The organism is Kribbella deserti, assembly GCF_042434725.1.
Taxonomy (GTDB): Bacteria; Actinomycetota; Actinomycetes; order Propionibacteriales; family Kribbellaceae; genus Kribbella; species Kribbella deserti.
Map to the genome: position 1 here is coordinate 77,069 of NZ_JBHLTC010000036.1, position 25,142 is coordinate 102,210.

Consider the following 25,142-nt stretch of genomic DNA (forward strand, 5'->3'; position numbering starts at 1 on the left):
GTGCGGAGTCAGTCGCCGGTGTGCTGGCGGGCGATCGCGAGTTGGCGCTGGTTCTCCTTGTCGGCGAGGGCGGCCGCCTTGCTGCGATAGCGGAACTTGCGATGGCTCTTGCCGATCCCGCTGCCGCGAACGATCACGTGCAGCGTCCACCCACCACGGAAGACCAGCAGGTTCGTCAGCCAGTTACCGAAGAACACGATCGGCAGCAACAACAGGCCGGCCGGTTCCGCAATACCGTCGCCGAACCAGTCGGTGAACCCCGACCGCCGTAGCTCGATCTCCACCGGCCGCTGAGCCGCCATCCCCGCCTCCTCAAGTCCCACAGATTGTGCAACGCGGTGAGGTCGTCGATCGCTAGGGTCCGACGATGACCGACCTCAAAGCCGAACTGTTGAAGGTCCTGCAGGGCAGCCGGGCGGTGGTGCTCGCCAAACTGGACAGGCTATCGGAGTACGACCGCCGCCGCCCAGCCACTCCGACCGGCACCAACCTGCTCGGCCTGGTCAAGCACCTGGCCGGTCTGGAGTACGGCTACCTCGGTACTTCGTTCGGCCGTCCCCCGATCGAACGGCCGTCGTGGTTCCGCGACAACCCGTACGACGAGATCGACATGTGGGCCACCCCGGACGAGTCGAGCGACTACATCATCGGGGTCTACCGCCGGGCCTGCGCACATTCCGATCGCACGGTCGCCGAGCTCGACCTGGACAGCCCGGGCCACGTCGCCCACTGGGCCGAGGGCGCTCAGGAGACGACCTTGGGCGTACTCCTCATCCGAATGGTCGCGGAAACCGCCCAACACGCGGGCCACGCCGACATCATCCGCGAACTAACTGACGCCCAAACCCGCAACACCGAGCCGGCCGATTTCTGGCACGACCGCCACACCACCATCCGAGCGGCAGCCAACCACTTCCACCCCTCGTCCCGTTCTCCCTAACCACCACACCCCCGCCCTGCCGCCGCCCGCGCGCTCACGCCCTGCCCAGCCCGAACGCCGAGTACGGCCGCCTGTGGAAACCCCTCCCACGGTCGGACCCGAAGTGCAGACCCCTGTGGATACCCCGGCCACGGTCGGACGCGGAATACGGCTAGCCGCGCCTACAGAGTGGTCGCGTGCAGACGCGACCACTGGTCCGAAGATGGATGCGACTTCCCCTGCCAGGACACGATGCACTGCCGTCGGCGGGACGTGCCCCTTGGCTGCGAAGCAGCGTGCCGCGCCGCACGATGCGGTTGATGGCAGTGCTTGGTGAGTCCACCGGACGTTCTTCGGTCCTGAAAATGTCGAGTGGACTCACCAAGACGACCCTGCCGTCGGCACCAGACCAGCCCGGCCCGGCACAGGTGCGCGCACGCGACCACTCGCGCAAGCCCCTCGGCCACCACCCCACCGCGCGGCTTCCCCCGGGCCCGGCTACCGGGTTTCAGCGCGGCTACCGGCTTTCCGCGAGCCGGCTGCCGGGTTTTGTACCGGCTACCCGGCTGCAACCGGGTAGCGGCCCAACAACCCGGCAGCCCCACTGAACACCGACGCGACCACCCGCAGGACGGCCCAAACGAACCACAGCGACACCGGAGTCCACGGCCACCACCCGATTTCAGGCCGGAACGGACCGCACGCCAGGGCAATGCATGACTCGCGGCAGGACACGAATGGCACCGCTCGCATTTCGGGTCCGACCGCGGGAGAGGTTTCCACCGGCGGGCCGCACCTCGGGTCCGACCGTGGCCGGGGTTTCCACAGGTGGCGGCGTGGTCGCGTCGGGCTGTGGGAGGAAGGTCCGCAGGGTGAGGTGTTGGCAAATCCATTAGCAAAACCCCGGTTCGGGTACTCCCGAACCGGGGTTTTGTCTTGCTCCCCCGCCTGGTTTCGATCCAGATCTTCGAGATTCAAAGTCTCGCGGGCTGCCGATTACCCCACAGGGGACCGACGCCGTTCCGGGTAGGACAGGCGTCGGCGGAGATTCTGCCATGAACCGGGTTCTGGACACGCCCAGGGGTTGCGGAACCTACGGGACCGTAGGTTACGGTGGCGTAGGTAAGTGCAGCCTCCAGTGAGGGATACCGACATGACGCCACCCGCCGTCGCTACGCCCGAGGCGCCTACCCGCGCCGACCAGAACTCCGCTTCCACCGAAGCTTTCGACGCCGGCACCGGCACCATGGGAGGCGAGCGCAAACACATCTGGGAGCAGCTCGCGCTCGGGCTGTTCATCGGCATTCCCTTCCTCGCCGTGCTCGCCGCCGTGCCGGTGGCCTGGGGCGGATTCCTCGGCTGGCGCGACATCGTGATCGCGGTGGTCTTCTACACGATCTCCGGTCACGGCATCTCGATCGGCTTCCACCGCTACTTCACGCACAAGTCGTTCAAGCCGAACCGCCCGCTCAAGTACGTGCTGGCCATCGCCGGCTCGCTGGCGATCGAGGGCCCGGTGGTGCGCTGGGTGGCGGATCACCGCAAGCACCACAAGTTCTCCGATCGCGACGGCGATCCGCACAGCCCGTGGAAGTACGGCACGTCGCTCGGCGCCCTGACCAAGGGCTTCCTGCACGCGCACATCGGCTGGCTGTTCGACACCGAGCAGACCCCGCAGCGGCAGTACGCGCCGGACCTGCTCCGGGACAAGGACGTCGTCCGGGTGTCGCGGATGTTCCCCGCGCTGGTGCTGGTGTCGTTGCTGCTGCCCGCGGTCATCGGCGGCCTGTGGTCCTGGTCGATCGAGGGCGCGCTGACGGCCTTCTTCTGGGGTTCGCTGGTCCGGATCGCCCTGCTGCACCACGTGACCTGGTCGATCAACTCGATCTGCCACACCATCGGCGCCCGGCCGTTCAAGAGCCGGGACAAGTCGGGCAACGTCTGGTGGCTCGCAATCCTGAGCCAGGGCGAGTCCTGGCACAACCTGCACCACTCCGACCCGACCTGCGCGCGGCACGGCGTACTGAAGGGCCAGCTCGACACCTCGGCCCGGACGATCTGGTTCTTCGAGAAGATGGGCTGGGTCACGGATGTGCGCTGGCCGGTCAAGGAACGTCTCGAGGCGCGTCGCGTGTCGGCCGGAGCCTGAAAACATCCCACACCTCGACCCGGGGTGCGGCATGATGCTGACGTGATGACCCGGGAGACCTTTGCTGTGATGAAGCCGTGACGGAAGCCAAGCCGCGCCGGTCGACCCGGGTGCGGATGACCAGCGCCGAGCGTCGCGAACAGCTCATCACCATCGCCCGGGCCCTGTTCGCCGAGAAGGGGTTCGAGGCCACCTCGGTCGAGGAGATCGCCGCCCGCGCGGAGGTCTCCAAGCCGGTGGTCTACGAGCACTTCGGCGGCAAGGAAGGCCTGTACGCCGTTGTCGTGGACCGCGAGGTGCGCAGCCTGCTCGACACCGTCACGGTCTCCCTCACCGCCGGGCGCGCGCACGAGCTGGTCGAACAGGCCGCGCTGGCGCTGCTGGACTACATAGAGAATTCGTCGGACGGCTTCCGCATCCTGGTGCGGGACTCGCCGGTCGGTTCCGCCACCGGGTCGTTCATCTCGATCCTCAGTGACGTCGCCACCCGGGTCGAGCACATCCTCGCGGAGGAGTTCAAGCGCCGCGGGCTGGACCCGAAGAACGCCCCGATGTACGCGCAGATGCTGGTCGGCATGGTCGCGCTGACCGGCCAGTGGTGGCTCGACGTCCGCAAGCCGAAGAAGGTCGACGTCGCGGCCCACCTGGTCAACCTCGCCTGGAACGGCCTGGCCGGCCTGGAGGCCAAACCCACGCTCTCCACCCGGCCGCACAAGTAGTCCGATCGGCCGGGTCCAGATCGTACGGAAAGACCCTGGTAGTACGGCGACATCCACCCGGGGAATGACGTTCGGGCCGTCGCCGCGCCGTACCCTGACCGGCATGACGGGGATCGTGGAGGCGCGCTGGACCAGCCGCCGGGACATGGCGTTCGACCTTGTCCTGGCCGGCGGGCTCACCTTCTTCGGGGTGATCTTCTCGATGGCGCAGGCGGGGCTCGCGGGCGTCATCAGCCTGGGCATGCTCGGGCCGCTGCTGTTCCGCCGGACCCACCCCGCCCAGGTCTTCGCGATCTGCTCGGGTACGGCGGTGCTGCAGTGGCTGGCCGGCATCGACCTGATGTTCGGCAACGTCGGCCTACTCGTGACGCTCTACGCGATCGCCGTCTACGGCAACGTCAAGCAGAGCCGCCTCGCACTCGGTGTCGGCATGTGCGGCGTACTGATGGCGGTCAGCCGGTACTACACGGAGTCCGACTGGCGCCAGCAGTTCACCATGTTGTTCGCCTTCGGCGCGCTGGTCTTCGGCGTCTGGGCCATCGGCGAACGACGGCGTACCAGAGCGTTGTACGTCGCCCAGCTGGAGGAACGAGCGGCCCAGCTCGAGCGTGATCGCGACCGGGAGTCCAAGCTCGCCGTGTCGAACGAGCGGACCCGGATCGCCCGTGAGATCCACGACGTCGTCGCGCACGGGTTGTCGATCATGATCGTGCAGGCGGACGGCGGTCTGTACGCGGCCGACGCCAATCCGGATCAAGCCAAGAAGGCACTCGCCACCATCGGCGATACCGGCCGGGCCTCGCTGACCGAGATGCGCAAGATGCTCGGCCTGCTCAAGCAGGACAGCCAGCCCGAGCTCGACCCGGATCAACCACGCCCGCAGCCAGGCGTTTCGCAACTGCCCGAGCTGATCGAGAACGTGCGCAACGCCGGCCTGACGGTCGACTACCAGGTTCGTGGCACGCCGCGGGATCTGCCCGCGCTGCTCGGCCTCACGGCGTACCGGATCGTCCAGGAGGGCCTGACCAACACGCTCAAACACGCCGGCCCAGGGGCTCATACCTCCGTCGATCTGGAGTACGGGCGGGAGATGCTGACGGTGGTGGTGACCGACGACGGGCGCGGTGCCGCCGCCGCGTCGAGCAACGACCCGGGCCACGGTCTGGTCGGGATGCGGCAACGCGCCTCGATCTCGGGCGGTACGGTCAATGCCGGACCACGAGCCGGTGGTGGTTACGAGGTGATCGCCCGGCTCCCGTACGACTTGCCGACTGGAGGCACCCAGTGACCACAGCACCATCCGAAGACGGCGTGATCCGCGTATTCCTGGTCGACGACCAGGAGCTGGTCCGGGCCGGATTCACGATGCTGGTGGATTCCCAGGCCGATATGCGGGTTGTCGGTCAGGCCGGTGACGGCGGCCAGGCGGTCGAACTGCTGAGCGTGACCGCTTGCGATGTCGTACTGATGGACGTGCGCATGCCCCGGCTGGACGGCGTCGAGGCGACCCGCCAGCTGCAATCGTTGCCTTCGGCCCCCAGGGTGATCGTGCTGACCACCTTCGATCTCGACGAGTATGCGTTCGCCGCGATCAAGGCCGGCGCCGCGGGCTTCCTGCTGAAGAACACCCCGCCCGCCGACCTGCTTTCGGCCATTCGCCAGGTGCACTCGGGTGACGCCGTCGTCTCCCCCAGTACGACGCGCCGCCTGCTTGAGCACTTCGCGGGCCAGCTGCCCGACGCCGACGGCGAACGGCCCGATCTGGCCGATCTCACCGCCCGCGAGCGGGAGGTCCTGGTCGAGGTGGCCCGTGGCCGGTCCAACGGCGAGATCGCCGAGCTGTTCACGTTGTCCGAGGCAACGGTCAAGACCCACATCGGCCGGATCCTCGCCAAAACAGGCCTTCGGGACCGCGTCGCGCTGGTGGTGCTCGGCTACGAAACGGGCCTGGTCAAGCCGAACGGCTGACCGCGTCCGGCCGGATCACCAGACCCTGGGCTGACCTGGCGCAGGCCGGCGTACGACCTGGGTCGTACGCCGAGTGCGGTCCGTGGTCCGACGACGCGGGCGGCGGATCTTCATAGGTTTCTTGGTAGCGCGGTGAGACGAACTCGCCGCCCGTGTTTCCAAGGAGAACCATGACGATCCCCGCGACTACCGTGTCGCAGGCTCCCGCCACCGGCCACCGCGCCGCCATCCGTGCCCACGAGCTGCGCAAGGTGTACGGCGAGGGTGATACCGCCGTGGCGGCCCTCGACGGTGTTTCGGTCGACTTCGGTGTCGGCCGGTTCACCGCGATCATGGGCCCCTCGGGTTCGGGCAAGTCCACGCTGATGCACTGCCTCGCCGGTCTGGACACGCCGACCTCGGGCCAGGTGCTGCTCGGTGAGACCGAGCTGACCGGTATGCCGGACGCGGAGCTGACCAAGATCCGCCGCGACCGGATCGGGTTCGTCTTCCAGTCGTTCAACCTGCTGCCGATGCTGACCGCCAAGGACAACATCCTGCTGCCGCTCGAGCTGGGCAGCCGCAAACCCGACGCGCAGTGGCTCGACACCCTGATCGAGGTGCTCGGCCTGAGTGACCGGCTGACGCATCGGCCGTCGGAGCTGTCCGGTGGCCAGCAGCAGCGGGTCGCGGTGGCCCGCGCGCTGGTCGGACGGCCCGAGGTCGTGTTCGCCGACGAGCCGACCGGCAACCTGGACTCCCGTTCGGGCGCGGAGGTGCTCGGCTTCCTGCGGCGTTCGGTGCGCGAGTTCGGGCAGACCGTCGTGATGGTGACGCACGACCCGCTCGCCGCGTCGTACGCCGATCGGGTGGTGATGCTCGCGGACGGCAAGCTCGCCGGTGAACTGGATCAGCCGACGCCGGAATCCGTGCTGGACGCGCTGCGCAGGCTGGGGGCCTGATCGTGCGCCGCTCCGTGCTCAACTCGCTGCGCGCCCACCTCGGGCGCCTGGTCGCCGCCTGCCTGGCGATCGTGCTCGGCGTCGGTTTCGCCACGCTGGCCCTGACCGTCCGGTCGTCCGCCTCGCACGGTGTCGACGAGACGATCGGCGCGCAGTACAAGGGCGTTGACGCCGTCGTCCGTTCGCAGGGTGAGCCCCTGCTCGACAAGGAACTGGCCGCCATCCGCGCGTTGCCGCAGACCGAGGTCGCCATCGGCGCCACCACCGCCTACCTGGAAACCACCTGGAAGGGCGACGTCCGGCCCAGCTACTTCCCGGTGGCCGCGCTGGCCAACGAGCCCCGCCTGCCCGGTCCGAAGGTGAAGGACGGCCGGCTGCCGAGGTCCGCGAGCGAGATCGCCATTCCCGCGGGAACGGCCGACAAGCGCGAGCTGCCGATCGGCTCGAAGCTCACCCTGGTCAGCACCAACGAGACCAAGAACCAGCTCTACCCGGTCACGGTCGTCGGGATCATCGACGACACCAACTCCTTCGGTGAGGCCAGTGCCGTCGCGATCCGGTCCGCGGTCCTGAAGTGGTCCCCGGGCACGTCGTACGACCGGCTGCTGATCGCCGCGAAGAGCGGAGTCACGCCCGAAGCCCTGACGTCTGCCATCAGCGCGAAGCTCAGCGCGGGCCAGCAGGTCTTCACCGGTGCCGAGTTCATCGAGCTGGAGATCAAGAGCGTCACCAACGGTATCGACGTACTCGGCGGCGTCTTCGGCATGTTCGCCCTGATCTCGTTGTTCGTCGCCTGTCTGGTGATCGCCAACACCTTCACCATCCTGATCGCCCAGCGCACCCGGGAGATGGCGCTGCTGCGCTGCGTCGGGGCCTCCCGCCGCCAGGTGTTTCGTAGCGTGCTCAGCGAGGCCGGCATCGTCGGCGCGGTGGCCTCGGCCATCGGTGTGGCGTTCGGCCTGCTGCTGGCCGCCGTCGGTCTGGCCCTGGCCGTCCGGTTCGACTGGGGCATTCCGAAGATCGACCTGTACGCCGATCCGATCAGCCTGGTGGTTCCGTTCCTGCTCGGCCTGATCGCCACCGTGTGCGCGGCGATCGTGCCGGCCCGGCGAGCCACTCGCGTTGCCCCGCTGGCCGCGCTTCGTCCGGACACCTCTCCCGTGGCCGCGACGAAAAAGGGCAAGGTCCGGTTGACCTTCGGCTTCCTGTTGATCGCGCTCGGCGGGCTTCTGCTGTATCGCGGCGCCACCGCGGTCCAGGTCCTGGTCGGCGTGGCCGGTGGCGTGCTCTCCTTCGCCGGCGTGCTGATGATCGGCTCGCTGCTGGTCCCGGCCCTGATCAAGGTGGTCGGTGTGCTGCCGCTGCGCACGGGTGGAGTGCCCGGCCGGATCGCGGTCGGTAACGCGGTCCGCAACCCGCGCCGTACGGCCGCGACCACCTCGGCGCTGCTGATCGGCGTGACCTTGATCAGCCTCACCTGCGTGGGTATCGGCTCGGTGGAGAAGACGTTCGACTACGCGATGGACGACGAGTTCCCGGTCGACCTGATCGTGAGCACCAGCGAGAAGCTGCCGGCCAACGCCCAGGCGCAGCTGCAGCAGATTCAGGGCATCGACAAGACCGTTGCGGTGCGGCAGGTGCTGCTGAACAGCGGTTCGTTCGAGCTCTACACCACCGGGATCGATCCGGCCGGCGCCAAATCCGTTGCCCGCGGCATCGAAATCGGCCAGCTCAAGCCCGGTGTCGCCCTGCTCGACCGGCAGACGATGAGGATGCTCGGCCTCAACGATGGCGCGGCGCTGACCCTGAAGAAGGGCGGCAAGTCGCTGAAGGTCGAGGCTCAGCAGGCGGACGGGTTCGACCCGGTGGTGCTCAGCTCGTCCGACCTGCAGAAGCTGGCTCCGGCTGCGCCGGTCACCGGGTTCTGGCTCGACGCGAACGACCGGGTCGACGGCTCGCAGGTGGTCCGGGACGTCGAGCAGTCGATTCCCAGCGTGCGCAACCTCGGCGTGATGGGTGGCCTGGCCGAGCGCAGTTTCTACACCAAGGTGTTCGACGTCTTGCTGGCCGTCGGGGTCTCACTGCTCGGGGTGTCCGTACTGATCGCCCTGGTCGGTGTCGGTAACACCCTCAGCCTGTCGGTGCTCGAACGGACCAGGGAGAACGCGCTACTCCGCGCGCTCGGCCTGACCCGGCGTCAGTTGCGCGGCATGCTGGCGATCGAGTCGCTGCTGATGGCCTTGGTCGCCGCAGGCCTGGGAGTCGGTCTCGGCCTGGTCTACGGCTGGGCCGGTACGGCCGCGCTGATGGGCAACCAGACCAAGGCGGTGCAGTACGCCGCTCCGGTCGGGCTGCTGGTCACGATCGCCCTGGTTGCCGCGGCCGCGGGCCTACTCGCCTCGGTCCTCCCGGCCCGCCGGGCGGCCAAGGTCGCACCCGCGGGCGCACTCGCCACCGAGTAACCAGATCACCCGGCGGTCCGAGGTGGCGCCCGTTCGTGCCACCTCGGATCTCCGGCGTTTCCGGCTTGTCGGGCGGAGTGGGTCAGACGATCTCGACGCGGTTGCCGTGACCGTCGGCGGTGTGGAACCGGCGGCGGCCCGGGATCGACTCGTTGTCCCAGGTGACCGGGAATCCCTTGTCGGCAAGGACCTTCGCGCACTCGTCGAGATCGTCGACGGCGAACGCGGGATGCGCCTTGCGGGCCGGGCGGAAGTCCGCCTCGACGCCGACGTGGATCTCCGCCTCACCCCGGCGGAACCAGCAGCCGCCACGCGCCGCGAGAACCGGCGGCTTCTCCAGTTCGGTCATGCCGAGCGCGTCGCGATAGAACGCCCGCGCGATCTCTTCACCACCAGGCGGGCACGACACCTGCACATGGTCAAGCTTCACCGCGTAGCTCCCTCGACTCCGATGCTTTGTGGCTCGCCCGGCTTTTGGGCGACGGCGAAGACCCGGCGGAACGGCAAGACCGTGCCGAAAGCCTGGCGGGGATAGGCCCGCGAGAGACGTTCGCCGTACTCGCGCTCGAAGTTCACCCGTAAGCCTTCCGGCAGGGACTGCAGTACCGGGCGGGCGCCCGTGCCCTTCACCCACTCGAGTACGGCGTTCTCCCCTTGCAGCACGTGGCTGTACGTCGTTTCCCACGCGTCGACCTCGCACCCGGCCGAAGTCAGCACGCGCAGGTAGTCCGCGGGTTCGGGCAAGTTGCCCCGTACGGCGTTGGGCGCGGCGAATTCGGCGTACGGCGCGGTGTTCGCGAGCTCGCGCAGGATCTCGTGCGAAGGCGCGTCGTGATTGCCGGGGATCTGGATCGCGAGCCAACCGCCCGGGCGCAGCCGCTCGACCAGTGAAGGCAGGAGGTCGAGTTGGTCCGGCAGCCACTGCAAGGTCGCGTTGGACACGATCACGTCCACCGAGCCACCCGGCGTGCGCTGGATCCACTCGCGCAGATCCGCCACCTCGAAGGTCAGTGACCCGCCTTCGACCTCAGCGGCCGCCGCGATCATCTCGGCCGAGCTGTCGACCCCGTGCACCGACGCCTCCGGCCAGCGGTCCGCCAGAGTGGCCGTGAGATTGCCCGGGCCGCAGCCGAGATCGACCACGGTCGCGGGGGATTCGGCCCGGACCCGGGACAGCAGATCGGCGAACGGACGGCCGCGCTGATCGGCGTACTTGCCGTATTGCTGGGGATTCCACACCGGCGAGGTGGGCATCGTCGTCTCCTGACGTAAGTCTCTTGATGTCAAGATATCTTGATCCGGGAGTTGTCTTGATGTCAAGAGTCTTGATGACATAGGCTCGACCCATGAAAGACGAGGTCGACCGGCTGATCGAGGCCTGGCGCCGGGAGCGGCCCGATCTCGATGTCGCGCCGATGGAGGTGCTGTCCCGGGTCTCCCGGCTGGCGCGCCACCTGGATCGCGCCCGCAGCCAGGCCTTCGAGTCCTACGGCCTGGAGTCGTGGGAGTTCGACGTGCTCGCGGCGCTGCGGCGAGCCGGTTCGCCGTACCAGCTGTCACCGGGGCGACTGCTCAAGGAGACCCTGGTGACCTCCGGCACGATGACGAACCGGGTCGACCGACTGGCCGCCCGCGGGTTGGTCGAACGCCTGCCGGATCCGGCCGACCGGCGCGGCGTACTGGTCCAGCTGACCGACGCCGGCCGCGATTCGGTCGACGCCGCGATGGCCAATCTGCTCGCGCACGAACGGGCCCTGCTCGGCTCGATCAGCGAGCGCGATCAGGCCCGGATCGCGCGCGTATTGCGCGAGCTCGTGCGCCCGTTCGACGCCTGAACTCTGATCAGATATATCTGAAAAGACAGCGCGTCACTTTGTGGTGCCATCGATCGTTGCTAGTTGCAACGAGATCGAAAAGGCGCTGTAGCCGGACCCCATCGACACCCGGTGAGCGAATGACTACAGTCCGAATCGGTACTCGAAGCTTCGGCGGAATGAGGTGGTCCGCCGAAAGCGGCTGGTTCTGTCCGGGGCTCGGGGCTCGGACAACACCGGCCGGTCAGGGGACCGCCCGACCCTGGGTTCGCGACGCACCCTCCCAACGACAGGGGATGGGAAGGTACGTCGCGGATCCGCACAAACGGTCCGCCGGGTGTAGAGGACATCCGGCGGACCGTTTCGCACGTCCAGCCCATTCCCACGCTCGGCCGACCGGCGCCGGCTGCCGGGCTGCGCCTGACCTGTCTACCGCTGCCGGGTCACAGCTGACGAGCTCCGGCAGGCTGGGCCCGTCTGACCGGGCCTGGCTGGGTTGACTACTCGGCGCGTTCGGCCGCTTCGAACCAGGCCAGTTCCAGTTCGCCGCGCTCGTCGGCGATCTTGCGCAGTTCGGCGTCCAGCTCGGCCAGTTTGGCGTAGTCGCTGGCGTTCGCGCCCATCTGGTCGTGCAGCTTGGCCTCGGTCTCGGTCAGCTTCGCGAGCTGCCGCTCGATCCGGTTCAGCTCCTTCTTCGCTGCCCGCGCCACGGCCGGATCGGCCGCCGGTGCCTGAACCGCCGCCGCTTGCCCGGACCCTTGCCCGGCCGTCTGACCCGCCACCGGCGCACCGGCCGAATCGTTGTCGGCGGCAACTTCCGGCGCGGCGGACGTGGTACGGCGGCGGGGCGTCGTACCAAGGCGTTCCAGGTACTGCTCAACACCGCGCGGCAGGTGCACAACCGTGCCGTCACCCGGAACGGTGTAAACGCTGTCGCTGACCCGCTCGAGGAAGTACCGGTCGTGGGTGACCACCAGAACCGTGCCGGGCCAGCCGTCGAGAAAGTCCTCGATCACGGTCAGCGTCTCGACGTCCAGGTCGTTGGTCGGTTCGTCGAGGATCAGCACGTTCGGCTCGTCGAGCAGAACGCGCAGCAGCTGCAGCCGACGGCGTTCACCACCGGACAGATCGCGAATGCGCGTCGACAGACGATCACCGGTGAAGCCGAACCGCTCAAGCAGCTGCGACGCCGTCATCTCGCCACCCGAACCCGCGAGCTGTGCCGCCTGGCGGATCCCGGTGATGTGGCTCAGCACGGTCAACGAGCCGTCGAGGTCTTCCAGCGCCTGCGAGAGGTGCGCGATCTTGACGGTCTTACCCTGCTTGACACGGCCCTTGTCCGGCTCGACCTGGCCGGTGAGCAACCGCAGGAACGTCGTCTTGCCCGCGCCGTTCGGCCCGAGCAGCCCGAGCCGGTCCCCCGGGCCGATCCGGAAGGTGAGCCGGTCGAACAGCACTCTGTTGCCATAAGCAAGCGAAACGTCTTCCGCGTCGAACACGTCCTTACCGAGCCGGGAGGTGGCCAGCTGCGCGAGGGCCAGCCGGTCGCGGGGCGGCGGCTCGTTCTCGATCAGGGCGTTGGCGGCGTCGATCCGGAACTTCGGCTTCGAGGTCCGCGCGGGCGCACCGCGACGCAACCAGGCCAGCTCCTTGCGCAGCACGTTCTGCCGCTTGTCCTCGGTGACCTTCGCCGTCCGGGCCCGCTCGGCCTTGGCCAGCACGTAGGCGGCATAACCCCCCTCGTACGACGTGACGTCGCCGCCGTGGACCTCCCAGGTGTTCGTACACACCGCGTCCAGGAACCACCGGTCGTGCGTCACCACCACGAGCGCGCCGGCCCGGTCCACCACATGCGCCGCGAGCCAGTTGACCGCCTCGATATCCAGGTGGTTGGTCGGCTCGTCGAGGATCAGCAGATCCACGTCGGTCAGCAGCAGCTTCGCCAGCGAGGCGCGGCGCCGCTCACCACCACTCAGGGTGGAGATCTTGGCCTCGTGGTCGATACCGCCCAGCAGGTGTTCCATCACGGTCCGCGCGCGCGGATCCGCCGCCCAGGTATAGGTCTCGACATCGCCGAGTACCGCGCCGGCGACGGTGGACTCGGGGTCCAGGTCGTCGGTCTGACCGAGAAATCCCAGGCGCAGATCGCGGTTGTGCGTCACCCGGCCGGAATCCGGCTCCTCCTGCCGGGACAGCACGCGCAGCAGGGTCGACTTGCCATCGCCGTTGCGGCCGACCACACCGATACGGTCACCGCGGCCCACCCCGAGACTGACGGCATCGAGAAGGATCCGGGTACCGAAGCCCTTGGTGACGGCTTCGAGATTGACAAGGTTCGAGACAGGAGCGGCCATAACCCGCCCAGCCTAACCGCCCACCCCACCCCCACCGAATTCCCGTCCACCCACCCCCGGCGCGTCATCGGACCCTTCTGACCCGGCGTGTCCCCCTTCATCGGACCCTTCTGACCAAGTCCCGGCGTGTCATCGGACCCTAGTTGCCAGGCGTGTCGGCGTTCATCGGACGCTTGTGACCAATCGCCGCATGGCCACCGGCCCGGCGTGGGCGCAGGCAGCAGGGGGCAGCAGGCAACTGGCAGCAGGCAGCAGGCCCACGGTCACAAGCGTCCGATGAACGCCGACGCGCCGCGTTACAAGCGTCCGATGAACCCCGACACGCCTGGTCACAAGCGTCCGATGAACGCCGACGCGCCGCGTTACAAGGGTCCGATGAACGGGGTGCGCGGCGTGTCGGTGTGGCGGTGGTTAGGGCGGGGGGTGGTGGGTGTGGTGGGTGGTGGTTAGGAGGGCTTCGCCTTGGGTTAGGGCGGGGAGGGTGGTTTCGAGGGCGTGGGTGCGGGCGGCTGGGATGAGGCCCGTCAGGTGGGAGGTGGCGGGGGTGACGGTGGTGTCGTGCACGATGGCGGCGTTTTCGGCGAGTTTGGCCAGTACCGGGGCAAGGGCGTCCGCCGGGATCTCCAGGTCGAAGTGGTTCATCGGCTGGCAGAGCTGCGTTCCGGCCTTTTCGAGCGCGAGGCGCAGAACCTCAGGAACGAGGCGGCGGAAATCCCCGGCAGTGCTGCTCGCCGAGGAGTACGCCGTATGGGTCACCGTGATGAGGCATTCCGACACCTCCCAGCCGTGCAGTCCACCCGTGCGCAGGTAGGACCGAACCGCCTCCTCGATCGCCGTATGGAACGCCCGGGGCAGTCCGCCGAGTTCCACCTCGAGCTGATAGCCCACGCCCGTACCTGGTTCGATCCGAAGGCCGAGTCCGGCGTCGCAGTGGTTATCGGGATCCGTGAGCCCGACCAGCGCTTCGCCGATGCCGACGGGCCGTTCCTGCAGGATCGGCCGGGTCGGTTCGAACGAGGCGTCCACGCCGAAGTCACTCAGCAGCAACGCCTTGAGCACCTCCTTCTGCACTTCGCCGTACAGGCAGACCGATACCTGGCGGCCGTTGACGCGGAGCCGGATCAACGGGTCCTGCTCGGCGAGCTTCTGCAAGGCGGCGAACAACCGGGGCTGGTCGGCCGCGCGAACCTCCGTCTCCAGGGTGGGCGGCGCGAACGAGACGGCCCCGGCGCGTTCGTCGTACCGCCCGAGCTGGTCGCCGATGCGTACGTCGCCGAGGCCCCAGACCTTGACGATGCGGCCGGCCTCGGCCCGTTCGACCGGCAGGGCCTTGCCGCGCTCGAACACCTGCAGCCGCGAGACCTTGCCCTCGTACGACGTGGCCGGTCCGTTCAGGCAGGCGATCCGGTCGCGGAGCGCGAGCGAGCCGGCGAACAGGCGGGCGTAGGCGATCCGTTCGCCGGCGCGGCCTCGTTCGATCTTGAACACCTCGCCTTGCAAGGGCCCATCGCTGGACCGGTCCCGCGGCAGGAAGGTACGAATTCCCTCGGCCAGCTCGGCCACGCCAACGCCGGTGATGGCGGACCCGAAGTACACCGGATGCGCGAGTGCCTGCCGGGTCTGGTCGATCAGGCCTGCCAGCTCATCACCGGGCACCTCGTCGAGATAGGCCTGCAGCCGGGTGTCGTCGTTCTCCGCGAGCACCTCGCGCACCCGGCGGGACCAGTCTTCGTTGCCAAAGGCAAATGGCTGGTACGACGCCGCGCGGGTACCGAGCCCGGCGACGGCGCCCATCGGTACGGCGGTCGGCGTGAGCCTGGTCGCGATCGAGGCGAGCAGGTCGTCGTACCGGGCGCCGGTTCGGTCGATCTTGTTGACGAACAGCAGGGTGGGAATGCGGAGCCGGGCCAACGTGCGCATCAGGATCCGGGTCTGGGCCTGAACGCCTTCGACGGCCGAGATCACCAGTACGGCGCCGTCGAGCACTCGCAGGGCACGTTCGACCTCGGCGATGAAGTCGGAGTGGCCCGGGGTGTCGATCAGGTTGACAGTGAGATCGCCGAGCGGGAACGAGACCACGGCCGAGCGAATGGTGATACCGCGCTGCCGTTCCAGCTCCATCGAGTCGGTCTGGGTATTGCCGTCGTCGACCCGGCCGATCGAATCGATCACGCCGGCCTGCCAGAGCAGGCGTTCGGTCAGGCTGGTCTTACCGGCGTCAACGTGGGCGAGAATCCCCATGGTCAAAGCGGAAGTACGCAAAAAGGGTCCAAGGGTGTGCGAAGAGACAGGTGGTGGTCCCGATGTCTTCCGACGCCTGGCGCATGCCCGGCTCCTTCCACCCATGAACTGCGACGCACATCCACTGAACACGCCGACGGTACCGCCGAACCGCTGTCAGCGCGCGCGAATTTCCCGGTCCACCTCGGCGGCCAGCTCGGCTTCGCCAATTCCCTCGTAGATCGACCGCGCCGCCATCAGCTCCGCCCGGGCCTCGGTCCGGCGGCCGAGCGCCAGCAGCGACCGGCCCAGGCCGTAACGGGTTGAGGCCTCGAAAGAACGATCGTCGTACCGGCGTGCCTGTTCGAGGGCCGCGGTCAGTACGCGCAGGGCCGTTTCGTGATCGCCGCGCAGTTGGGCGACGCGGCCGAGCTCATCGCGCGCCCGGGCCTGGGTGCCGCGATGCCCGAGGCGGTCCGCGATCTGCGCGGACCGGCTCAGGTCCCGCTCGGCGGCGGCGTACTCGCCTCGACGCCGATGGACCTGCCCCCGGCCGAGCAGCGCGGCCACCGTGGTCGCGTCACCGTCGTCGAGGCTGAGCGCTTGGGTGTACTCGGTCAAGGCGTCCTGGTGGCGTCCGACTCCGCTGTAGATCCGGCCGAGGATGATCCTGGCCCAGGTTTCGCCAAGGCGGTCGCCGGCTCGGTGGGCGTGCTCGACAGCGCGTTCGCCGTAGCGCACAGCGTCCAACGGATGCCCGGCAGCCTCGAGACCGAAGGCGAAGTTGCACATGGTCTGTACGACGCCGGCCTCCGAGCCGAGCCGCTCGAAGATCCGTAGGGCCTCGGCGAATTCTTCCAGCGCGCGTTCGAACGTACTCAAGCCGGCCGGGACAAGGTCGATCCGGACCAGCCCGAGGTCGTTGCGCACGAACCCCTCGGCCATCCCGTTGCCCGTCTCGATCGCGACGCGCAGGCCGACCTGGCAGATGCGGAAGTGGCCCAGCCAGTGGCCACGGGACATACCGAACTGCGCCAGGCCGACCGCCAGCGGCGCTACCGAAGGCGTGCCGTACGACGCGGCGGCGACCATGTTCGGGTGTTCGGCCTCCAGCCAGTCGAGGGTCGCGACGAGATCACCCAAGTCTGGTGCGTCCTTGGACCAGCGCCCAGCCGCCCAATCCAGACGCGGGCTGCTCGGGCGGTTCAGCTCGCACGCCCGCCAGGCCACGGCGTTGAACAGCGCGGTCAGGCCTTCCACATCAGGCTGTACGCCGGCCTCCCGCGCGTAGGCCCGTAGTAAGTCGTGAAAGCGGTATCGCCCGGCGGAAGTCGGCTCTAACAAGTGCAGGTCGGACAACCGCTCAAGCAGACGCTCAGCCTCGAACGGCTCCACCCCGAGCAGAGCGCCTGCCACCATTCCTGACAGGTCTGGACCGTCAAACGCGCCCAACTTGGCGAAGGCCTCTGCAGCAGCCCGGTCGATCCCTGAGGCACTACTGACAAGCTGGTCGATCGACACCGCGAACGCCGTACGGATACCCGCGTCGGCTCCATCAAGTACGTCGAGTCGGGAGGCCTTCAGCCGTTGAACCAGGTACGACACGGGCCAGCCGGGCCGATCGGCAAGCCGCGCACCGGCCAACCGGACAGCCAGAGGCAGTAGCCCGCTAGCCTCGATCAACTCCGCTACTGCGACCGGTTCGGCCTCCAGCCGGGCTGCGCCGACTATTGATCGCAGCAGGCCCTCGGCCTCGTCAGGCGCTAGTAGGCCCAGCGGTAGCCGGTGAGCCCCTGCCAGACCGGTCATCGTATGGCGGCTCGTTATGACGACAGCACAACCAGGACCGGCAGGTATTAGCGGCAGTACCTGTGCGACGTTCGCCGCGTTGTCCAAGACCAGTAGAACCCGCCGGTCGTGCAAGAGCGTTCGGAATTTTGCCGCGGCCATTTCGGCATCTGCCGGGATCCTGTCCGGGGGAATGGCCAAACCGCGTAGAAGCTGCCCAAGTGCGTCAAGCGGTGACAGCGGTTCAACCGACGAATGCCCGCGCAGGTCCAGCCACAGGTGGCCATCCGGGAAATCATCGGCAACCGACTGTGCGACCTCAACCGCCAGCGTGGTCTTGCCGAGTCCGCCCATCCCGGTGATCGCAGCAACCGTCGGACCGTCGCACGACCGCAGCAGCCGGGTCAACCGTTCCACCTCGTCAGCACGGCCGGTGAAGTCGTTAACCGCCATCGGCAACTGCCGGGGCCTGTCCGGCCCAGCGACGGCCGGCGACGCTGATACATGCTCCGGCGACCCTATAGCGGACGTACGGCGAGGGATGGCCGCCAGCAGCGGTTCAGCCGGTACGCCTAGGGCCGTCGCGAGTTGCTCGACAGTCTCCCGACGGGGATAGCGGCGGGTGCCACGTTCGAGGGCGCTTACCCCGTCAACGCTTAGCCCGGACCGATGCGCCAACTCATCCTGCGTCAGGCCCGCCTCGCGGCGACACCGGCTCAGCAGAACTGCGAATGGTTCAGTCATCGCACGCCGTCAGTACTCGTCTATAAGGCGATCCAGCTCGGCAGCCAACTCAACCTCGCCTGTCGCTTCGTAGATTGCCCGCGCCGCAGCCAGTTCCTCCCACGCCTCTGCCTTGCGGCCAAGCGCCAGCAGCGACAGGCCGAGCCCGTGCCTGGTCGACGCCTCGCCGCTGCGGTCGTCGTACTGGCGGGCCAACTCCAGCGCCGAGTTCAGCTCGCGCAGCGCCGTCTCATGGTCGTCCCGAAGCTGCGCCAGCCGGCCGAGCTCGTCCCGCGCACGGGCCTGGCCACCGCGATTACCCAGGCGGTCGGCGATTTCCGCGCATTGCCGCAGGTCCCGTTCGGCCGCGGCAAGATCGCCCTGAGTCCGGTACGCCGCACCCCGGCTGAGCAAGATCGCCGAAGTACTGGCGTCGCCGTCGCTGAGGTCGAGCGCCAAGGCGTACTGCGCGAGCGCCTCCTCGTGACGCCCGGTCCGTTCGTACAGCTCACCCAGGTTGATCCGTGCCCAGGTCTCGCTGTGGCTGTTGGCCAGCAGACGGGAGTGCTCGACACTACGTTCGGCGTACCGGACGGCGTCGAAGGGATGACCGGCCGCATCCAGCGCGAAGCTGAGATTGGTCAGGCACATCCCGACTCCGGCCTGCGAATCGAGTCGCTCGAACACCTTGACGGCCGCACCGATATCGTCCAGCGCCTGCTCGAACGACCCTAGCCCCGCCCGGGCGAGGTCGATCCGCACCAGCCCGAGGTCATTGCGCAGGAATCCCTCGGCCATCCCGTTGCCCGACTCGATCGCGCGCCGCAGGCCGATCTCGCAGATGCGCACGTGATCCAGCCAGTAGCCGCGGGACATCCCGAACTGCACCAGGCCGATCCCGAGCGGCACCACCGAGGCAGTGCCGTGCATCGCAGCCGCGACCAGATTCGCATGCTCGGTCTCGAGCCAGTCGAGTGTGGTGACGGCGTCGCCCAGGTCAGGCGCGTCGACAGCCCAACGACCGTCGGCCCACTCCGAACGCACAGTGGCCGGCCGAGTCAACCGGCACACACGCCATGCCACTGCGTTGAACAGCGCGGTGAGGCCCTCCACATCTGGCTGTACGCCGGCCTCGCGCGCGTAAACCCGTAGTAGGTCGTGGAAGCGGTAGCGCCCGGCCCCGGTCGGTTCCAGCAGGTGCAGGTCCGCCAAGCGCTCAAGCCGTCGCTCAGCCTCGTACACGTCTACGCCCAGCAGGGCGCCTGCAACCCGCCCGGACAGGTCTGGTCCGTCGAAAGCGCCAAGCTTCGCGAAGGCCACGGCAGCGGCCTGATCGTCCTCCAGTGGGCTACTGGCGAGCTGATCGATCGACACCGCAAAGGCGGTCCGTACGCCCACGTCGGCGCCGTCGAGCACGTCGAGCCGCGAAGCCTTCAACCGGTCGACCAAGTACGACACGGGCCAGCTGGGCCGATCTGCGAGCCTCGCACCGGCCAACCGGACTGCGAGTGGCAGCAGGCCGCAGGCGTCGATCAGCTCAACTACAGCTCCGGGCTCTACCTCCAACCGATCAGGCGCGACCATGGCCCGGAGCAGGCCTTCCGCCTCTTCCGGGGCTAGGAGACCCAGCGGCAGCTGATGAGCTCCAGCCAGCCCGGTCATCGTGTGGCGGCTCGTGACGACGACGGCGCAACCTCGTCCGGCCGGGAGTAGCGGCAGGACCTGCGCTACGTCCGCAGCGTTGTCCAGGACAAGCAGAACCCGTCGGTCATGCAGTAGCGAGCGCAACCGACCAGCGGCCAGCTCGGGATTCGCGGGGATCTTGTCGGCCGGGACCCCTAAACCACGTAGTAACTGGACGAGCGCGTCTAGCGGCGTCAGCGGCTCGATCAGCGATTGCCCACGTAAGTCCAGCCAGAGATGTCCGTCTGGGTAGTCGTCGGCAACGGCCTGGGCCACCTGGATAGCCAACGTGGTCTTGCCAAGGCCGCCCATCCCAGTAATGGCGACAAGCACCGGTCCACGGCTGGACCGCAGCAGCCGGGTCAATCGCTCGACGTCGTCCGCGCGGCCGGTGAAGTCGTTCACCGCCATCGGCAGTTGCCGGGGCACAACGGGCGCAGCGGCGATCGGCAACGCCGAGCGACTTGGAATGGCCGCGAGCAGTGGCTCCGCCGGTACGCCGAGGGCCGTCGCAAGTTGCTCAACGGTGCCCCGGCGGGGATAGCGGCGGGTGCCACGTTCCAGCGCGCTCACGCCGTCGACACTCAGGCCGGAGCGATGGGCCAGTTCGTCCTGAGTCAGACCTGCCTCACGGCGGCAGCGGCTCAGCAGGATCGCGAACGGCTCGGTCATCGCACTATCGTGCGGGACCAGGGATGATTCGCGCACCTGGCACAGGCCCTTCGGCCTGCCGAACCATCCGGCACAGACCGGAATCCGCAAGGTCCACGGCCAGATCCACCGCCCGGCGGCTGTCCGGCGCCAGGAACAGGCAGGTCGGTCCCGAGCCCGAGACCATCGCTGCGAGCGCCCCCCGCTCTAGCCCGAACTGCAGGGTCTCCCCCAACTTGGGCCGTAGCGATAGGGCCGCGGCCTGTAGATCGTTGCTGAGCACAGGAGCCAGCGCAGCCGGTTCACCCGTCAGGAGGGCCGACAGGAGCTCTGGATCGACTTCGGGCGGTTCTACCCGTCGTAGCGGCCGTAGCCGGTCCAACTCGCCGTACACCTTGGGGGTGGATAGGCCACCGTCTGCGATCGCGAAGACCCAGTGGAACGTGCCACGGGACATGACCTCGGTGACCTGCTCGCCACGACCTCTACCGAGTGCGGTGTGTCCAACCAGGCAGAAGGGCACGTCGCTGCCTAGAACGGCTGCGTGCCGTTCGAGGTCCGCAGAAGTCAGTTGTAAGCCCCAGAGCCGGTTACACGCGACCAGGGTGGCGGCAGCGTCCGTAGAGCCTCCGGCCATTCCACCGGCTACCGGGATCGTCTTGCGGATGGTGAGCTCCACGCCGGCTTCGACGTCGTACTCGGTCTGCAGCAGGCGGGCGGCCCGGGCAGCCAGGTTCGTGTCGTCGGCCGGTACCTCCGCCGCGAAGTCGCCGAGCACCTCGACGGTGATCTCGCCGTCCTCGCGGGAGACCGCGGTCACGTCGTCGTACAGCGCGACAGCCTGGTAAACGGTCGCGAGCGGGTGGAAGCCGTCTGGGCGTGGCGCACCGACGGCAAGACCGAGATTGATCTTCGCCGGGGCCCGGACGGTTACCTGGGAGGCAGGAGGCACGGGCACAGGTTATGGGCTGACTGGATCTGGACCCGGCATCTGCGCGCGGACGCCCGCGATCCGGGCGAACTCGGTGATGCCGAGCACCTCGCCCCGCGCCCCGGGATCGACCCCGGCCACGCGCAATACCTCGTCCAGCGCCTCGCGGTTCGGCAGCCAGCGGGCCAGCGCGGAACGCACGGTCTTGCGCCGCTGTGAGAAGGCCGCGTCGATCACGGCGAAGACCTCTTCCCGGGTGGCCTCGGTCTTCGGCGGCTCGCGCCGTTCGAAACCGACCAGGCCGGAGTCGACGTTCGGGGCGGGCCAGAAGATCTGCCGGCCGACCGGTCCAGCCCGGCGCACCTCGGCGTACCAAGCGGCCTTCGCGGACGGAATGCCATACGTGCGCGACCCAGGCGGGGCCGCGAGCCGGTCGGCCACCTCGGCCTGAACCATGACCAGACCATGCCGAAGCGTCGGAGCGATCTCCAGCAGGTGCAGCAGCACCGGCACGGCCACGTTGTACGGCAGGTTGGCCACACATGCCTCGGGCGACCCGATCTGCTCCGACGTCACGGTCATCGCGTCCGCCGGTACGACGGTGAGGCGGTCGGCCTGATCCGGTGCGTACGTCGCGATTGTGCCCGGCAGAGCCTCGGCCAGCAGCGGGTCGATCTCCACCGCGGTGACGCGATGGCCGTCGGCCAGCAGCGCCAGGGTCAGCGAACCCAGCCCCGGCCCGACCTCCAGCACGGTTTCGCCGGTTTCGGCCAGGCCGGCCGCCCGCACGATGCGGCGAACCGAGTTCGGGTCGATGACAAAGTTCTGGCCACGCTGCTTGGTCGGGCGCAGTCCCAGCCGTGCGGCCAGCGAACGCACATCCGCCGGACCGAGAAGCCTCGGCCCGGCGGATGCGGGTGTCTCAGGAGCGGTCACGCCGCCCAGTCTCGCTTATCTCGCACCAATGATCGGTATCAGGCGCGCTTACCGCAGTGCGGCCAGGCGCGGTAACCGCCCTCGGCGGCACGAACCTTCTCGGCGATCGCGATCTGCTGGGCCTTCGACGCCTGGTGCGCGTTGTTGGCGTACTTGCCGCCGCCGTAGTTGAGCCAGGTGCTGTGGCTGAACTGGAGTCCGCCGTAGTACCCGTTGCCGGTGTTGGCCTTCCAGTTGCCACCGGACTCGCACTCGGCGATCCGGTCCCACGCACCGGTCGAACCGATTTCCGGGTCCGGCTCGTCGGGCTTGGGCTTGGTCCCGACGGTGACCAGCTCGGTGACCGGCTTGACCAGAACCTTGCTCTTCAGCTCCTTGGTGGCGACGAGCTTGCCGTTCAGGAACGACAGCACGTACTGCACCTCGCGCTTGCCGGCGACACCTTCTCGGGTGGTCTTCTTCTCGCCCTCGAGCATCGTCGCGCTCTTGGTCTCGGTCTTCTCGAACGGGATCGGCAGCACCTTGGTACGGCGCTTGTGATCGACCTTCGCGATGATGATCCGGCTGCCGGACTTGATCGCGGTGGTCAGCGCCGGGGTGATCCGGTCGTCGCCGTCGACCTTGACGTTCGCGTGGTCGATCGCCTCGGCCACGGTCGCGCCGGTGGTCTTGAACGGCAGCGCCTTGCCGTAACGCACGAAGTACACGGTCTTGGGCGTGCGGACGGTGAGCTCGAGGCCCTCCCGGCCGATCGCCGCGCTGCGGCTGGTGGAGAACTGGGCGCTGGAGTCGTAGCGCAGACCCAGGTCGGTCAGCGCCTCGCTGACACTGTCCTGGGTGGTCCAGAAGCTCTTCTTCTGGCCGTCGGCGTTAACGGTCAGGGGGCGGGCGAACTGCACCGCGATCTCCTGACCCTCCTGCAGCTTGGCATCCAGGGCCGGTGCGACCGAGTCGCGGTCGCTGATGGTGATGTTCTTCGCCTTCAGCGCGTCGGCAACGGTCGAGCCGAAGGTGTGCACCTTTTGCACCTGTCCGTCGACCGACAGCGTGACGGTCTTGCTCTTCGTCGCGTAGGCAACACTTCCGCCCGCGACAGCAATCGCGGCCGTGACAGCGACGGCAGCGATGATGGACTTACGCACAAATGCTCCCAGATAGAGCTACCCGGGCACGGGGAGGGACAGCACTGACGGAGGCCGCACTTCGCCAGGGAATCAGGGCCTGGAAAAAACGGTCTGCGCCGAGGGGCGTGCTGTCCGGGATCTTCCCCGATCCCGGCCAACATCACGGGACAGTAACGAATAACCAGGCGAAACGCCAAACCACTCGCCGAATCGACCAAATTACAGTAACGGCTCGGTCGCGTTAAGTGATATCAAACCGGCCCCACTGCCCGCGGTGGACCACCTCCGCGGTCGTGCGGCGGCCTCGCTTCAGCGAAGGCGACGGCCGGTCCGGCGCGCGGTAGCCGATCGAGATCACGCCCACCGGGTCATACGCCTCGGGTACGCCGAATTCGCGGCGAACCGGGGAAATCCGATCGGCCGGAACCCCGAAGAAGCACGCGCCGAGGCCTTCGTCCACCACCGTCTGCAGCATCAGCAGCGCCGCCATCCCGGTGTCGATGTACCAGTACGGCGCGCTCCAGCGGCTCTCGTCCCGATCGGTCACACCCTTGTCCGGCTCGGCGTAGCGATCGAGATAGGTGTCCTTGTGCGCGAAGGCCAGAACCAGCACCGGCGCCCGGCGCAGCCCCTCGATCCACTGCGCGTACTTCGGATCGACCGCGGGCGCGGCGGCAGCCCAGTACCGCTCGGTGTCGGGCTTCGCCAGCACGAGGAACGCCCAGCCCTGGCTGAACCCGGCCGACGGCGCGCGCAGCCCGTTCGCGAGGATCCGCTCGAGGATCTCGGGCGGCACCGGCCGGTCCGGGTCGTAGTCGCGCACCATCCGGCGGCGGCGAACAACCTCACTGAACTCCATCGCGCACCAACCTGTTCAGTAGATAGGCCTCGGTACCGGCAAGGCCGACCGAGCAGAAAACCACGACCTGGTTCGGATCCGTCCGGCCCAGCCGCTCCCCCGCGAGGATCGCGCCGAGGCTGACGAGTCGTTCGTGTTCGGGCGAATCCAGGAGGATGTACGGCGGATCGTAGGCGTGCGTCTGCGCCACCGAATCCGTGACGGCCAGATCCGCCCGGGCGATCAGCTCCGGCCCGAACTCGGCTCGCCCGCGCTGCTTGGGCCCGAGCGTTGCGACAAAGGCGCCGTCGGCGATCCAGGCCGGGTCGATCACCGGCACCGGGCTATTTGTTGCCAGTAGCACCAATTCGCGATCCACCACCGCCGCCCGGGCGGACTCGACCGGATGGGCCTGAACGCCATGCGCGTTCACCCTTGCACAGAAGGCCTTTCGCCGTACCGGGTCACGGCTGTAGACCGCCACGTCGGTCAGCTCCCGCACGGCGGCGACGCTCAGCAACTGGGTGAGCGCCTGGACGCCGGTCCCGATCAGGCCGAGCGTGATCGCGTTCGGATTCGCCAGTACGTCGGCGGCGGCAGCGCCGATCGCCCCGACCCGGCGCGGGCCCAATTCGTTGCTGATGGCAATGGTCTGGACGGCGCCCGTGGCCCACTCGTGCACCACGATCACCTGCTCGCCGACGTCCTTGCCGAACGAGTCGTACGAGCGGTAGCCGAACCACTCGCCCTCGAGAGCGCCCGCCGTGAAGACGAGCCTGCCTTCGCCGAGGTCCGTACTGACCCGAGGTGGCGTGTGCAGGCGGCCGTGGTGCGCGTCGAGCAGCGCTTCCCTGATCCAGGCGACGGCCCGGATCGGGGTGAGGCCGGCGGCGATCTCGTGATCGCTCAGAATCGTGGGCAC

The 25,142-nt window shown here is 68.2% G+C and carries 19 protein-coding genes and 2 pseudogenes; 8 read left to right on the top strand and 13 right to left on the bottom strand.

The features are described from left to right. Positions 1-8 precede the first annotated feature (8 nt). On the bottom strand, positions 9-302 hold the full coding sequence (locus tag ACFFGN_RS27160) for a hypothetical protein (protein WP_380052936.1): 294 nt from the start codon (positions 300-302) through the stop codon (positions 9-11). Between the two features lie 65 nt (positions 303-367). On the opposite strand from ACFFGN_RS27160, the gene ACFFGN_RS27165 reads away from it, so the two are divergent. The 7 genes from ACFFGN_RS27165 to ACFFGN_RS27195 all read left to right on the top strand — a co-directional run bounded on the left by ACFFGN_RS27165 (position 368) and on the right by ACFFGN_RS27195 (position 9,158). Further along, the gene (locus tag ACFFGN_RS27165; RefSeq protein WP_380052938.1) at positions 368-940 is read left to right on the top strand and encodes a DinB family protein; all 573 of its coding nucleotides are present in this window, start codon (positions 368-370) and stop codon (positions 938-940) included. Positions 941-2,072: 1,132 nt separating this feature from the next. Beyond that, positions 2,073-3,068, top strand: coding sequence for an acyl-CoA desaturase (locus ACFFGN_RS27170; protein WP_380052940.1), 996 nt, complete (start codon positions 2,073-2,075; stop codon positions 3,066-3,068). A 77-nt stretch (positions 3,069-3,145) separates the two neighbouring features. Then, positions 3,146-3,787, top strand: coding sequence for a TetR/AcrR family transcriptional regulator (locus ACFFGN_RS27175; RefSeq protein WP_380052942.1), 642 nt, complete (start codon positions 3,146-3,148; stop codon positions 3,785-3,787). A 103-nt stretch (positions 3,788-3,890) separates the two neighbouring features. Next, entirely contained in the window at positions 3,891-5,075 is a 1,185-nt protein-coding gene (locus ACFFGN_RS27180; protein WP_380052944.1) for a sensor histidine kinase, read from the top strand. Next, a complete protein-coding gene (locus ACFFGN_RS27185) occupies positions 5,072-5,755 on the top strand; it encodes a response regulator (RefSeq protein WP_380052946.1) in 684 nt (227 codons plus the stop codon). The genes ACFFGN_RS27180 and ACFFGN_RS27185 overlap by 4 nt, the downstream gene beginning before the upstream one ends. Before the next feature lie 170 nt (positions 5,756-5,925). Next, positions 5,926-6,696, top strand: coding sequence for an ABC transporter ATP-binding protein (locus ACFFGN_RS27190; RefSeq protein WP_380052948.1), 771 nt, complete (start codon positions 5,926-5,928; stop codon positions 6,694-6,696). 2 nt (positions 6,697-6,698) lie between these two features. Beyond that, positions 6,699-9,158, top strand: a complete 2,460-nt coding sequence (locus ACFFGN_RS27195) for an ABC transporter permease (RefSeq protein ID WP_380052950.1) — start codon at positions 6,699-6,701, stop codon at positions 9,156-9,158. 82 nt (positions 9,159-9,240) lie between these two features. Here the strand turns inward: ACFFGN_RS27195 and ACFFGN_RS27200 are convergent, their stop codons facing one another. Together ACFFGN_RS27200 and ACFFGN_RS27205 are read right to left on the bottom strand one after the other, a co-directional pair. Beyond that, positions 9,241-9,588, bottom strand: coding sequence for a VOC family protein (locus tag ACFFGN_RS27200; protein WP_380052952.1), 348 nt, complete (start codon positions 9,586-9,588; stop codon positions 9,241-9,243). After that, the gene (locus ACFFGN_RS27205; protein ID WP_380052954.1) at positions 9,585-10,412 is read right to left on the bottom strand and encodes a methyltransferase domain-containing protein; all 828 of its coding nucleotides are present in this window, start codon (positions 10,410-10,412) and stop codon (positions 9,585-9,587) included. The genes ACFFGN_RS27200 and ACFFGN_RS27205 overlap by 4 nt, the downstream gene beginning before the upstream one ends. 92 nt (positions 10,413-10,504) lie before the next feature. Here ACFFGN_RS27205 and ACFFGN_RS27210 point away from each other — a divergent pair, with 92 nt between their 5' ends. Continuing rightward, positions 10,505-10,993, top strand: a complete 489-nt coding sequence (locus ACFFGN_RS27210; RefSeq protein WP_380052956.1) for a MarR family winged helix-turn-helix transcriptional regulator — start codon at positions 10,505-10,507, stop codon at positions 10,991-10,993. Positions 10,994-11,472: 479 nt separating this feature from the next. On the opposite strand, the gene ACFFGN_RS27215 is transcribed toward ACFFGN_RS27210, so the two are convergent. The 10 genes and pseudogenes from ACFFGN_RS27215 to ACFFGN_RS27260 all read right to left on the bottom strand — a co-directional run bounded on the left by ACFFGN_RS27215 (position 11,473) and on the right by ACFFGN_RS27260 (position 25,142). Further along, positions 11,473-13,326, bottom strand: a complete 1,854-nt coding sequence (locus tag ACFFGN_RS27215; protein WP_380052958.1) for an ABC-F family ATP-binding cassette domain-containing protein — start codon at positions 13,324-13,326, stop codon at positions 11,473-11,475. A gap of 414 nt (positions 13,327-13,740) precedes the next feature. Beyond that, positions 13,741-15,567 (bottom strand): annotated as a pseudogene (locus ACFFGN_RS27220) (GTP-binding protein); the annotation flags it as partial. Between the two features lie 156 nt (positions 15,568-15,723). Continuing rightward, positions 15,724-17,787: a tetratricopeptide repeat protein gene (locus tag ACFFGN_RS27225; RefSeq protein ID WP_380053432.1), complete on the bottom strand. Its 2,064-nt coding sequence runs from the start codon at positions 17,785-17,787 to the stop codon at positions 15,724-15,726. 105 nt (positions 17,788-17,892) lie between these two features. After that, positions 17,893-18,078, bottom strand: a pseudogene (locus ACFFGN_RS27230) (helix-turn-helix domain-containing protein); the annotation flags it as partial. Between the two features lie 9 nt (positions 18,079-18,087). Next, on the bottom strand, positions 18,088-20,412 hold the full coding sequence (locus tag ACFFGN_RS27235; RefSeq protein ID WP_380052962.1) for an ATP-binding protein: 2,325 nt from the start codon (positions 20,410-20,412) through the stop codon (positions 18,088-18,090). Positions 20,413-20,416: 4 nt separating this feature from the next. Beyond that, positions 20,417-21,349: a 4-(cytidine 5'-diphospho)-2-C-methyl-D-erythritol kinase gene (locus ACFFGN_RS27240; RefSeq protein ID WP_380052964.1), complete on the bottom strand. Its 933-nt coding sequence runs from the start codon at positions 21,347-21,349 to the stop codon at positions 20,417-20,419. A gap of 3 nt (positions 21,350-21,352) precedes the next feature. Next, on the bottom strand, positions 21,353-22,258 hold the full coding sequence (gene rsmA, locus ACFFGN_RS27245) for a 16S rRNA (adenine(1518)-N(6)/adenine(1519)-N(6))-dimethyltransferase RsmA (protein ID WP_380052966.1): 906 nt from the start codon (positions 22,256-22,258) through the stop codon (positions 21,353-21,355). Between the two features lie 38 nt (positions 22,259-22,296). Next, positions 22,297-23,400, bottom strand: coding sequence for a resuscitation-promoting factor (locus ACFFGN_RS27250; RefSeq protein ID WP_380052968.1), 1,104 nt, complete (start codon positions 23,398-23,400; stop codon positions 22,297-22,299). A 223-nt stretch (positions 23,401-23,623) separates the two neighbouring features. Further along, positions 23,624-24,241, bottom strand: a complete 618-nt coding sequence (locus tag ACFFGN_RS27255) for a nitroreductase family protein (protein ID WP_380052970.1) — start codon at positions 24,239-24,241, stop codon at positions 23,624-23,626. Continuing rightward, positions 24,228-25,142: an ornithine cyclodeaminase family protein gene (locus ACFFGN_RS27260; protein ID WP_380052972.1), complete on the bottom strand. Its 915-nt coding sequence runs from the start codon at positions 25,140-25,142 to the stop codon at positions 24,228-24,230. Before ACFFGN_RS27260 ends, ACFFGN_RS27255 begins: the two co-directional genes overlap by 14 nt.

Bases quoted from the DNA above. Each gene is read 5' to 3' on its own strand.
- ACFFGN_RS27180 (WP_380052944.1), top strand. From the start codon at position 3,891: ATGACGGGGATCGTGGAGGCGCGCTGGACCAGCCGCCGGGACATGGCG.
- ACFFGN_RS27255 (WP_380052970.1), bottom strand. From the start codon at position 24,241: ATGGAGTTCAGTGAGGTTGTTCGCCGCCGCCGGATGGTGCGCGACTAC.
- ACFFGN_RS27235 (WP_380052962.1), bottom strand. From the start codon at position 20,412: ATGACCGAGCCGTTCGCGATCCTGCTGAGCCGCTGCCGCCGTGAGGCA.
- ACFFGN_RS27205 (WP_380052954.1), bottom strand. From the start codon at position 10,412: ATGCCCACCTCGCCGGTGTGGAATCCCCAGCAATACGGCAAGTACGCC.
- ACFFGN_RS27160 (WP_380052936.1), bottom strand. From the start codon at position 302: ATGGCGGCTCAGCGGCCGGTGGAGATCGAGCTACGGCGGTCGGGGTTC.
- ACFFGN_RS27190 (WP_380052948.1), top strand. From the start codon at position 5,926: ATGACGATCCCCGCGACTACCGTGTCGCAGGCTCCCGCCACCGGCCAC.
- ACFFGN_RS27165 (WP_380052938.1), top strand. From the start codon at position 368: ATGACCGACCTCAAAGCCGAACTGTTGAAGGTCCTGCAGGGCAGCCGG.
- ACFFGN_RS27210 (WP_380052956.1), top strand. From the start codon at position 10,505: ATGAAAGACGAGGTCGACCGGCTGATCGAGGCCTGGCGCCGGGAGCGG.
- ACFFGN_RS27215 (WP_380052958.1), bottom strand. From the start codon at position 13,326: ATGGCCGCTCCTGTCTCGAACCTTGTCAATCTCGAAGCCGTCACCAAG.
- ACFFGN_RS27170 (WP_380052940.1), top strand. From the start codon at position 2,073: ATGACGCCACCCGCCGTCGCTACGCCCGAGGCGCCTACCCGCGCCGAC.
- ACFFGN_RS27225 (WP_380053432.1), bottom strand. From the start codon at position 17,787: ATGGCGGTTAACGACTTCACCGGCCGTGCTGACGAGGTGGAACGGTTG.